Source organism: Marinobacter sp. C2H3 (genome assembly GCF_037080155.1).
In the GTDB taxonomy this organism is placed as follows: Bacteria; Pseudomonadota; Gammaproteobacteria; order Pseudomonadales; family Oleiphilaceae; genus Marinobacter.
Genome location: NZ_JBBBNZ010000002.1, coordinates 216,199 through 227,700 on the forward strand (window position 1 = coordinate 216,199; position 11,502 = coordinate 227,700).

The 11,502-nt window shown below is 53.6% G+C and carries 8 protein-coding genes; 7 read left to right on the forward strand and 1 reads right to left on the reverse strand.

Annotated elements, in window-relative coordinates:
• Positions 1-253 precede the first annotated feature (253 nt).
• From V3388_RS06095 to V3388_RS06120, 6 genes are all read left to right on the forward strand, one after another.
• The gene (locus V3388_RS06095) at positions 254-889 is read left to right on the forward strand and encodes a DUF642 domain-containing protein (protein ID WP_336366651.1); all 636 of its coding nucleotides are present in this window, start codon (positions 254-256) and stop codon (positions 887-889) included.
• Between the two features lie 279 nt (positions 890-1,168).
• The gene (locus V3388_RS06100; RefSeq protein ID WP_336366652.1) at positions 1,169-2,557 is read left to right on the forward strand and encodes an exosortase/archaeosortase family protein; all 1,389 of its coding nucleotides are present in this window, start codon (positions 1,169-1,171) and stop codon (positions 2,555-2,557) included.
• Positions 2,554-5,139, forward strand: a complete 2,586-nt coding sequence (locus V3388_RS06105) for a hypothetical protein (RefSeq protein WP_336366653.1) — start codon at positions 2,554-2,556, stop codon at positions 5,137-5,139. Before V3388_RS06100 ends, V3388_RS06105 begins: the two co-directional genes overlap by 4 nt.
• Positions 5,139-5,750: an acyltransferase gene (locus V3388_RS06110; protein WP_336366654.1), complete on the forward strand. Its 612-nt coding sequence runs from the start codon at positions 5,139-5,141 to the stop codon at positions 5,748-5,750. The genes V3388_RS06105 and V3388_RS06110 overlap by 1 nt, the downstream gene beginning before the upstream one ends.
• Positions 5,743-7,092, forward strand: a complete 1,350-nt coding sequence (locus V3388_RS06115) for a hypothetical protein (RefSeq protein WP_336366655.1) — start codon at positions 5,743-5,745, stop codon at positions 7,090-7,092. Before V3388_RS06110 ends, V3388_RS06115 begins: the two co-directional genes overlap by 8 nt.
• The gene (locus V3388_RS06120; RefSeq protein WP_336366656.1) at positions 7,089-8,033 is read left to right on the forward strand and encodes a glycosyltransferase; all 945 of its coding nucleotides are present in this window, start codon (positions 7,089-7,091) and stop codon (positions 8,031-8,033) included. The genes V3388_RS06115 and V3388_RS06120 overlap by 4 nt, the downstream gene beginning before the upstream one ends.
• Here the strand turns inward: V3388_RS06120 and V3388_RS06125 are convergent.
• Positions 8,013-9,188 (reverse strand): hypothetical protein, encoded by a 1,176-nt coding sequence (locus V3388_RS06125; protein WP_336366657.1) that lies wholly within the window; start codon positions 9,186-9,188, stop codon positions 8,013-8,015. The genes V3388_RS06120 and V3388_RS06125 overlap by 21 nt on opposite strands.
• Positions 9,189-9,502: 314 nt before the next feature.
• On the opposite strand from V3388_RS06125, the gene V3388_RS06130 reads away from it, so the two are divergent.
• Complete coding sequence (locus tag V3388_RS06130; RefSeq protein ID WP_336366658.1) at positions 9,503-11,488, forward strand: PA14 domain-containing protein; 1,986 nt, start codon at positions 9,503-9,505, stop codon at positions 11,486-11,488.
• Positions 11,489-11,502: the final 14 nt, after the last annotated feature.

The window sequence follows — 11,502 nt, forward strand, 5'->3', positions numbered from 1 at the left end:
GGCCGCTCTCCACCCGCCTCCGCTTTCGATCCGTCCCCTGCCAGGGCATCGCAGACTGTAGCCCCAGCGCAACAGGCCGGGAGTCAGTCCGTCCATATTCTTTACACTCCCGACCGAACACCTGACGAAAATCAAATAATATCAATCAGTTAAAAGATCGGCATAAATACTGCTAATCACACCGTGACGCAGTGCAGGCAAGAAACGGACTGGGTCTCTCACTCGCATGTATGGAACACTGAGGACTGTCAGAATGACGTACCTGAAAACAGCAACACTCGCCATCATTCTTGGAGCGACGTCCGCTTCTTTCGCCCACGCTGACCTGATCATCAACGGTGGTTTTGAAGACCCGGGCGTTTCCGGCACCAAGTTCCTTGACCCTTCTCAGCTTCCCGGTTGGGATGCGCTCGGCCCCGTGGAACTCTGGAACCGCACCACCGGCTCCCAGCCGGCCGGCCCGGCGCCGTTCGAAGGTAACCAGTACCTGGAGCTGAACTCGACCTACGGCGGCCCTTACACGCTGTTCCAGGATTTCAGCACCGTCAGCGGAACCGTTTACCAGGTGACCTTCGCCCACGCGGCGCGGCGCAATCTCACACCGGCAGAATCCTTCCAGCTCTACCTGGGGGATGACCAGGGAAATGGCTACAGCTACGACATCGTCAACGGGCCGAAAGCGGTCTGGGCAACCTCGTCGTTTACCTTCATGGCCACTGGCGAAACCTCCCGGCTTGCGTTCACCGCCCTGAATCCGGCTGATGACACCTACGGCAACTTCCTGGACGCTGTCACCGTGGCGGACGTTCCGGAACCCGGCACCCTGGGCCTGCTCGCCCTGGGCATGCTCGGCATCGGCTTCGCTCGGCGTCGCCAGGCCAACGCCTGACACCTGAGGTACCCAGCGGCGTGCTTGCCCCTCGGGGCGGCACGCCTTTTTTGCACCTGCGCGTTTCAACCACTGGCCGGCGGCCACCGCTGTGCGCTGTGCGCTGAGCCATGTGCGAGCGCACATTTTATTGATCAGGGAATGCTGAACTCTTTCAGCAGGCCTGCAATAATACGGGAAACAACCTGAGCGAAGGATGCTCCAGCGGTCGTGCGGCACATGTTAAGGAAAACCCGAGACTACCTCCCTTACGCCTTTCCGTACCTCCTCGTTACGGCAATGTCGCTTCTTCTGTTTTACCCCACCTGGCTCAGGCTCATCGGCCAGTGGCTGGCCTTTGAACAGGTCCTCGCCCACGGTCTGTTTACCGCATTGATTTTTATTGGCCTGTTGCTTGTTCACCCGCCCAGGGTACCCGCGAACGCCAGCCCGACCCGGCGCCTCTGGCCAAGCGGCCTGTTATTGCTTGCCGTCGTCAGCGCATGGGGCGTGCTGGAGCTTGTCCGCATCGATACCCTGACGGCACTGCTCATGCCCATTGGCCTGGGCAGTCTGGCGTGGGTCTTCCTCGGCAACCGCGCCGCCCGCGCGTTCATTCCCTATTTACTGCTGCTGGCCCTGTCGCTGCCCGTGTGGGCGGACCTGGTGCCCTCCCTCGTCCGGCTGGCCAGCGCCGTCGTGAACAATACGGTGCACGCCTTCGGCCTGACGGTTCTTGTGGAGGGCAACAGTATTAGCCTGCCCTACGGCCGACTGGTGATCGCTGACGGTTGCTCCGGTATCCGGTACCTTGCCATCTCCATACTGCTGGGCGCCCTGGTCTCGATCCTCAACGACGCGCGCCCCAGGGACTGGGCCATCACCCTCGCGATGGCCGCCCTGCTCGGGCTGATTGCCAACTGGGTACGCATCATCATCCTGGTAGTGGTGGGCTACCAGAGCCAGATGCAAAGCGGGCTCTTGACCGATCATGAAACCATGGGCTGGCTCGTGTTTGCCGCATTTGTACTGCCGGCCCTATATTTCTCACCGGTACGTCGGCGCAGCCACGAATCCCTGCCCACCACCCCGCCGGCCGTTCGCCAGCGCGGCCTGATCCCGCTGGCACTGGCGGCACTGGCCGGCCCGGTCACCGTGGCCATGGCCAACGCCTACACGCCGGAAACCCAACCCTGGGCACTCTCCGCCCCCGGCCTGGTCATCGCCAACCCTCAACGGCTGCCCATTGCCCTGACCTATCCGGACACCTTTGACCACACCACGTGGCAGACAACCAACACCTATGTGTCGGTTGCACAGGCCGAGAAACGCAGCGCCGACGACAAGCTTGTGCCCTACTTCCACCCGCCCATTCAGAGCAATGTATGGCAACTGGAGCGGACATCCGGCGATGGCCTGCGCATCTACCGGAACGTGTATTCCCGGCAGCAGGTGCTGGTTTGGCAGTGGTATCGGGTGGGCGAATACGAAGCCGGAAGCTACCGGGCAGCAAAACTCTGGCAGATTCCGGCCATGTTCCAGGGCTATCGACGGTTTGCAGCGGTGACGATGGAGCAGGTATGCGTGCAGCAAGACTGCGCGCTGGCAGAAGCGGCCGCGAGGGCGTTGCGTCATCGGATGGCCCTGTTGCCCATGGAATTTCCGGGGCCGGAGGCAGGGAAGCCATGAGCAACGTTCCGATCACCCTGAAAGAAGAACACGGAATCGAGCATCAGGGCGCCTTGTTTACTCTGGGCGTTCCGTTCCAACGGGGCGCCCTTCAAAGCACTCGCCATTTGATTCTCAAGTCCGCCGCGAGCAATGAACAACGCCCGCACCAGGTAGCCTGCACCTCCAGGTGGCCGGATGGCAGTATTCGATGGGTACGGCTCGATTTCCTGGCAGACCTTGCGCCCCATGCAACCGATCAATACACGCTGTCTGAGGATTCGGGAGCGGACAACACGGACAGCCCCTGGCGATTGCGCCAGACAGAGCACGACCTGGTGATAGAGGGGCCACGTGGGGCGTTAAAGCTGCATCAGAGCGGGCTGGCCTGGCGCCAGACGACCGTTGAGTCAGACACCCCCACCGACTACCAGGCCTCCCTGAAAGGACCCGATGACCATCAAGCAACCGCCCATCCGCATCAGCCATGGCACGTAAAGGATAACGGCCCGGTACTGTGCCGCATTGCCAACTCGGGAACCTGGCTCGACGGTGCCGGGAACGCCCTGGTGGATTATCGCTGCGAGCTTACTCTTCTCAACGAAGGAACAACCCTTATCGTTGACGTGGTTACCCACAATCCCAGGCGCGCGCTTCACCCGGGCGGATTGTGGGACCTCGGTGACCCGGGTTCCGTGCACATTCGCTCCCTCACCGTCTCCGCCCACCGGACGCAGACCTCCGGAGGCTGGCTGAAGGAGCGCCCCCACTCGCCTGCACTACCGCTGCCAGCCAACGTCACCACGGGCATCTATCAGGACTCCAGCGGTGGCGAGCACTGGCACAGCCAGAATCACATCGACGCCAACGGCAACAGCACAACCTCATTCCGGGGCTATCGTATCAATGAGGCGGATCGCTTGGTGGCCGAGGGCCACCGCGCCTCGCCGATCATCGCGCTCTCAGACGCCCACAGCCCCTTGATGGCCAGCATGCGACGGTTCTGGCAGGAGTTTCCAAGCTCGCTGAACCATCGTGAGGGTACACTGACCCTCGGACTGTTCCCCGAAGAGTACGACGGCACCTTCGAACTTCAGGGCGGAGAGCAAAAGGCCTTCACGGTCTTTTTTGCCCAAAGCACTCGGGAAAGCGCGCTCGACTGGACCCAGGCCCCGGCCATTCCCGTGATTCCTGCCTCCTGCTACGAATCCGCTCAAGTCATTCCGTGGTTCCGTGCGCAACGAACTGACGATCGCCTTACCACCCTGATCAATGAGGGGGTGGACGGGCCGGATAACTTCTTTGCAAAGCGCGAACACATCGACGAATACGGTTGGCGCCATTTCGGTGACCTGTTTGCCGATCACGAAAGCCTGTACCAGCCGGAAGGCGCGCCGCCACTGATCTCTCACTACAACAATCAGTACGACGCCATTTATGGATTTGCCCGCCAGTTTGCGCTCACCGGAGATCGACGCTGGTTTGAGCTCATGGACGACCTTGCCCGTCACGTCCGTGACATTGACGTCTACCGAACCAACGAAGACCGGACCGAATACAACCACGGACTGTTCTGGCACACCGATCACTACCTGGATGCGAAAACCGCGACCCACCGTACCTTCAGCCGGCTGAACGACACCAGCTCAACGCCGGGACAGACCGGCGGAGGGCCCGCTGCCGAGCACTGCTACACCACCGGACTCTTACTTCATGGCTGGATGACCGGGCAATGCGAGTCGGTTGAAACCAGTGTGGCGCTGACCAAGTGGATGAAACACGCCCATGAGGGCACCGGCGGACTGCTCGAGCAGGTACTCGCCATCAAAAAGCAGGAACTGCCAAAGTTTAAACAGATGCTCCGCGGCGAGCGGCCAACCAGCCATCGTTACCCCTTCACCCGGGGCACAGGCAATTACATCAACAGCATTCTGGATGCCTGGCTTGCAACCGGCGACGACGACTGGGCGACCCTGGCCGAAAAAGTGATCGTCGCGACCATCCACCCCAACGACGATATCGAGGCCCGGGACCTTCTCAACGTGGAGACCGGTTGGCACTACCTCGTGCTTCTCACGGCCATCGCCAAGTACCTGATGCTAAGCGCAATCATGGCGCACAAAAGCGCCACCGTTCACTATGCGCAAGCCGCGCTCTGTCACTATGCCCGATGGATGCTTGAACATGAGCGCCCCTTCCTGAGTGACCCTTCGCAGTTGGAATACCCGAACGATACCTGGGTTGCCCAGGATATTCGCAAAGCCATGGTGCTTTTCCAGGCCGCGTGGCTGGACGACGAGGAACGGAAAGAACGTTATGAACGTGAGGCCCGTGGCTGGCTCGATAACGTTGCAACAACGTTAACGGCCAGCCCGGAGAGGACCTTCACAAGGATTCTGGTGATTCTTATGCAGAATGACGGAATGGATGCGGGTTACCGCGTCGCTCTGGCGGAGTCTGCCGAGCCATCCCGCGGTTATGGCACACCGGCACTCTCCTGGCCTGCGCTCGTCGCGCGCGTTGTTGCACGTCTGGCGCGGGGCGCCCGTCATTTTCATCCCGCAAAAGAAAAAGCCTGGCTGGCATTGAGGCTGGACCGATAATGCAGAGAAAGCGCCTGATCAAAAGAACGGCTAAAACCCTGTTTCTCGTCGCTCTGTTTCCCGTGGCCCTCCTGTTTTGGCTACTTGCCCGTGTCGGGAACGAGGACAGTGTCTTTCAATCGTTTTCGCAAGCCCTAAGCCTTATCCCCGGTAAGCTCGGTGTCTACGCACGAGCCGCGTTCTATCGCCTCGTCTGCCCTGGAACCTCGGATGAGATTTCCATCGGGTTTCTGACATTACTCTCCCACCGGGACACCACCATCGAAGCAGGGGTATACATTGGTCCCCAATGCAATATTGGTAAATGCACGATTCGTAAAAATGTGTTGATTGGGAGCGGCGTGCACATTTTGAGCGGGAAAAATCAGCATAATTTCAGTGACTTAAAAACACCAATAAAAGAACAAGGTGGTGCCTTTACCAAAATTATAATTGGTGAGGACTGCTGGCTCGGAAACTTGTCCGTTATTATGGAGAGTGTTGGGGAAAAAACGATTATCGCCGCAGGATCCGTCGTTACCAAAAGATTCTCTGATCAAAGCGTTTTAGCCGGAAACCCTGCGTCACCCCTAAGAAGCCGCGCAGAAAAAGAGAAGACAGATCGTGAGTAAACTACAAAACCTCTACTTCTCTCTTCCAGTTTCGCTGCAAGAAATAGCCGTCAGTCTCTATGGCCGAAGACTTTATAAACAACGATATTCTGGTATATATACTCAATTATTAGAAGAAATTTTCATTGCCAACGACTGGAGCGACTCACAGAAAGAGACCTACCAGTCCGAAAAATTACACGAAATCATTAAGCACTGCTTTAATCACGTACCGTACTATCAGCGAATCTTTGCAGAATACGGCTTTTCTGCTTCGGATTTCACTAGCCTAAACGATATATCAAAACTTCCGATTCTGGACAAAAAATCGATAATAAAAAATCCAGATGATTTTATAAACAGGAACGAAAGACCATTCATCAAACAAAATACCAGCGGTAGTACCGGCACGCCGCTATCAATATATCTTAATGAAAAAACCTACAAGCTTGCGATGGCGCTACTGGTGCATCATGAAGAATGCCATGGTGTGAAATTTGGCGAACCAAGGGCAACATTTGCTGGCCGGATGGTGCTGCCTGCCACTTCTAAAAATCCACCCTTCTCGCGATTTAACAGGGCGGAAAACCAAAGATTATTTTCCAGTTACCATTTATCTCAAGCGACGCTTAGACAATACGACAGAGAATTAGCTGATTTCAGTCCGTATGAAATCATCGGTTATCCTTCGGCAATTTCCCTTCTGGCAAACTTATATATCGAATCGAATATTTCGCCCAGCTTTAAACCAAAGCTAGTAGTAACCAACTCCGAGACACTTCACATGAATCAAAGAGCGGCAATCGAAAAGGCTTTCGATTGTCCTGTGAGAGACTATTACGGCTCAGCTGAATATGTAATGTTTGCAAGTCAAAAAGACGATATGAAGTATCACTTCAATCATCAAATCGGCATTACCGAGGCGATTCCAAACGGCGATGGTACAGCGGAGCTACTTGCAACGTCATTGACGAACACTGTCATGCCGTTGCTTCGATACCGAATCGGAGATCAGATTCATCTTGATGAGAGTGCTACTTCGGCGTCGGTAGTGAAAAGCGCAGATTCTATCGCGGGGAGAACAGACGATTACGTCATTCTTCCTGATGGTCGTAAAATTGGTCGGCTCGATCACATTTTCAAAGGTCTTACAGGGATAATAGAAGCACAACTGATCCAAGAGAATGAGCGTAAGTGCACCATTGCCCTGGTATCAGAAAAATTATCGGAGCAAAACGAACGTATTTTAAGAAAGAATTTTGAAGAACGAGTTGGCCCTGAGCTGATCCTGACTTTCCAGTATGTTGACAGAATCCCAAAAGGCAAGAACGGCAAGTTTAAATCGGTCGTTAGAAAAATATGAAACCTTATGTCTCCGTTGTTATTCCAGCTCATAACGAAGAGCAGCACATCTCTGCTTGCCTTTCGTCATTATTGAACCAAAGTTATGGCGCTGACAATTATGAGGTGCTCGTTGTCGACAACGGCTCCAATGACAACACTTATGCCATAGCAACACGATACAACGTCAAAATCTTTAGTCGCCCGGGTATAAAAGTAGGTGCTGTCAGAAATGCTGGTGCCGAAGAGGCAAAAGGAGATGTTCTTGTATTTATTGACGCCGATTGTGTTGCCAGACCAGATTTTCTTGAAACCGGCGTAAATGAATTGATGTTAGCGGAAAACTTGGTGATTGGCGGTGGTTGCAACCTACCGGCCAACGCTAACTGGATCGAAAGGCTCTGGCTTCTTGGCACTGAGGGTCAGAACAAGCCAAGACATCTTATCGGCGCGTGTATCCTCATCAGAAAAAATCATTTTCAACATGTTGGCGGTTTTGATGAGAACTTAACATCTGCTGAGGATAGCGATTTTCACAATAAGCTATCCGAAGAAGGAATTAGCATCAAGATCGACACAAAACACAATGTTGTACATTTAGGAAATGCAAAGACAGTTACGCAATTTATAGCAAGGCAACGGTGGCATGCAGAAAACTATTTACGACGGCCCAGAAAATCCTTAAAAGACCCGATCTTCTGGATAACTAACATTTACCTCATAGCACTATTAATAGCAATCATATCTATTTCAAGCGATGTAGCGCTCTCCGCAGCGTCATTTTTCGTAGTAATTCTAGCTGCCTTTACTTTAACCTTGAAACGTATTCGTAGAGCAGAAACAAGAATTAGCGTGTATAAAGATGAAATTTTCAAACTTTTTATTTTAGATCATTTATACCTTATAGGCCGATCCCTCGGCCTATTAACAGGTCTAAAATCACTATTTAATTTCAAGGTTTGAAGGAGGATTCGGGGCTAATGCTCCGGCGGAGATTGAGCGATTACTAGGGAGATCGGACCTGATTGTGATGTCGTCGATCGCGTACCACTCTTGGCGTTGCTGAGAATCCGGATAGGCGTGAAAGTGGCTATTGCCACCGAAATGCACCGTGTTCCATTTAATCCCACCCGGGCTTTCTGAACCCATCCAAGGGAATTTGGTATTTTGAAAAATAAGTTGGCCGTCCATCCATTGCATGGCAATTCCGTCCATAGCGCCCGGCTGACTGTTCATCTTGACGAAGAACTCCATATGATGCCAACTGGTTCCCCAAAGTGAATTGTGAGATACCAACCCACCATCAGAACCAATAGGTTTTCCAGATATTAAATCGAGTAAAGACGTAACTTTGTTATCTAAAACGCCGTCACCGTTCAAATCTCTTATATTATCGGTGAAATTCAATGACAACGATCCACCATCAAAACCGCGAGGAGTTTCAACGGGAGCAGGAGCAACTACTAAATAGTTTGTTTGTTGTGGATCTGCTCTAAATGACAAAAAATTTCTCGCGCCATAATCGGTGAATCCGTAATTCCACAAAAATGCGGACGAAATATGACCATCAGAGAAGGCATCATAGAAACCGCCATCTTGATCCCAACTTTCAATTCTGAATATTTTCGTGCTCCCAGTTTTACCAAGCGGAGTCCAGTTTTTGTCAAATTTTATCCAGAAACTGGCATAAACTTGTGTCAATCCTGAAGGGAAGTACTGAGAGAAAATCCCGTCAGAATTCCACATCCAATCCGGCCCCGTCGTTGAGTCTCGCCACACAACCATCGATTTTCCAGAGCCACCTCGAGCCTTGTCAGCATTTTGCCCAAGCACTTCTATATTTTCATGATTTCCCGAATAACCACGAGACGGTGCCCATGTCGGGTCTTGGCGAATCGAATACCAACCTTCCGGGATTTTATGTCCTCTCGGTTGATCCTGAACCCTGTCAGGATATCCGTCGCCATCCAAATCATTCTCCGGTAAGCCGCTGGTCCAATCAGGCAAAGCGTCAAAACTTTCCTGAAAGAGCACCTCTGCGTGCACAAGCGACGAACAGAGCAGTGTTGCAAAAAACATCGAAGAAATGGGACTCTTTATAGATGCACGCTCTTTCATAATAATAAATCCCTGCGCTATTCCAAAAATATAATTAGGGCGCTAATTTCCATTCATGTAAACATCAATATTTCAGAAACTCGCAAAAAGGATTTTAGCATTGACCGGAAAATAAGCCAGACCATCAAAATGATACGGAACCCCGAATCGTGTCATATTTCTCAGAACCACAGTCACTTATTCAACTTAAAATCCAATCACCAAAGTTTTATAATAAATTTTTCTATTCGACGCATTTTCTTTTTTAACAACGAGTGGACGGATCAAGCCTTTGAGTAAATACTCTCAGTAGCTACTTTCGGAGAGCCGTCGAAATGAAAATACTCGTTTCAAGTATCTTAGGTTCCTGCGCACTGCTCTCTGGCTGCCAAAGCCTCCTTGTTGACGACATCGGAAAGCTCCCCCCAACCGCAGCGCTCCCAGAAAGCAGTGTTCCGGGCCAGGTTGAAGCTCGCTACTATCTCAACGTTCCAGGCAAACGGGTTCAAGACCTGGAAACGTCGCCAAAATACCCCGACAACCCGGATCAAACGGTCACCTTAACGCAGCTGGCGCAATCGGTTTCCCAAGGTGACAATTATGGGACTTTGGTGCGTGGCTATATCACTCCACCAGAGACCGGTCAGTATCAATTCTTTCTGAGCAGTGATGACGAATCCGAATTCTCGCTAAGCACGTCGTCTGCCTCCAGTGATGCCAGGTTAATTGCAACCGTACCCGGCTCCGCGCCTTATGGGGACTTCTCCCGCTACTCATCGCAGAAGTCAGGACTCATCACCCTGGAGAAAGGCAAACGCTATTATTTTGAACTCAGTCATAAGGAAGCAACCGGCGGGGACAGTTTCATGGTTGCGTGGTCCGGCCCAGGGCTCACCACGCAGCCTATTGGAAGCAGCGCTCTGATTTCCTACGGCCAGCCCCTGTACCCGGAGGACGGGGCATCCCGCACCGCTTACAATCTGGGGTATCGCATTGGGTACTTTGATGCCCAGCAATCGCTGGCGTTTGAACCCGGTTACCCTCCGCTGGACAGCGACCAGGACGGTATCTACGACAACTGGGAAACGCTCAACGGCCTTGATCCCACCAACGCCAATGATGCGACGACAGATCCGGACGGCGACCTGCTCACAGCGGCCGATGAGTTTCTGCTTTTCACCCAGGAAAACAACCCCGACACGGACGGCGATGGTATTGCGGACGGAACCGAGTTCGCTTACCAGCTAGACCCTCGCAATCCTGCAGACGCCAGTCAGGACAACGACGGCGACGGATACACAAACCTGGAAGAAATCCAGGCCGGTACCAGCCCGCTAGACGCCACCTCGGTGCCGACGCCCACCAGCACCTGGGCGCCCGGTGCCTATGGCCAGTATTTTACCGGGCAAAACTTTGACAAGTTCGTATTTGGCAGAACCGATGCCAACATCAACTTCTCCTGGGGCTACGGTGCGCCGGATGCATCGATGCCTGCCGACGGATTCTCGGTTCGATGGGTGGCCCGTTTTACGCCGCCTGCTAGCTCTGGCACCCGCACTTACCGATTCGAAGGCACAAGTGACGACGGCATTCGCGCGTTCCTGAACGGCAAGGAGCTTCTCAACGGGTTTTATAGCCACGGCGTTGCAACATTTACTGGGCAGGCCTCGCTGGCTGCCGGAAGCGAAAATGAGCTTACCATCGAGTACTTCGAAGCCACCCGAGGTGCCTCCGCGAAGTTCGCGATTATCGACACCACCACTGGGCAGCCGCTGCCGCTTGGCGATGTCCTTTCGCACCCCGCGACGGATACCGTTACCAAGGCGGATGCCGATTCCGATGGCGTGCCTGACTGGTGGGAAGTGCGTTACGGACTTTCACCTTTCGTTGCCGATTCCGGGACGACGCTGGCGGCGTCTGGCGTAACACCACTCTCCGCCTATGAAACGCAGCTTAACCCCTGGACGCTGCAACCCATTACGGACATCGTCTATTCCCCACCCACCGCACCAACGACAGGCAGCGGCGGTGGCAGTACGTCGGTTTTGCCTGCCACAAATACGATTACTCTCTCATGGACGCCGCCGTTGACCCGAGCCGACGGTACCGCTCTATCTTTAAGCGAGATTGCCAAATACGAGGTGGTCTATGGCCAGGCGGCCAGCATACTCAACCAGGCGATCACGGTAAGCGCTCCTGAGACGAGTTATACGTTTGACGGGCTTCAGAGCGGGACCTGGTATTTTGCGGTTAAAGCCATCGATGTGAACGGCCTTCAAAGCGACAATTCAGAGGTTGTGAGCTTTACCGTAGGCCAGTAAATGGGGTTTGCAAG

Coding starts and splice junctions, on each gene's coding strand:
- V3388_RS06095 (WP_336366651.1), top strand. CDS start 254: ATGACGTACCTGAAAACAGCAACACTCGCCATCATTCTTGGAGCGACG.
- V3388_RS06100 (WP_336366652.1), top strand. CDS start 1,169: ATGTCGCTTCTTCTGTTTTACCCCACCTGGCTCAGGCTCATCGGCCAG.
- V3388_RS06105 (WP_336366653.1), top strand. CDS start 2,554: ATGAGCAACGTTCCGATCACCCTGAAAGAAGAACACGGAATCGAGCAT.
- V3388_RS06110 (WP_336366654.1), top strand. CDS start 5,139: ATGCAGAGAAAGCGCCTGATCAAAAGAACGGCTAAAACCCTGTTTCTC.
- V3388_RS06120 (WP_336366656.1), top strand. CDS start 7,089: ATGAAACCTTATGTCTCCGTTGTTATTCCAGCTCATAACGAAGAGCAG.
- V3388_RS06125 (WP_336366657.1), bottom strand. CDS start 9,188: ATGAAAGAGCGTGCATCTATAAAGAGTCCCATTTCTTCGATGTTTTTT.
- V3388_RS06130 (WP_336366658.1), top strand. CDS start 9,503: ATGAAAATACTCGTTTCAAGTATCTTAGGTTCCTGCGCACTGCTCTCT.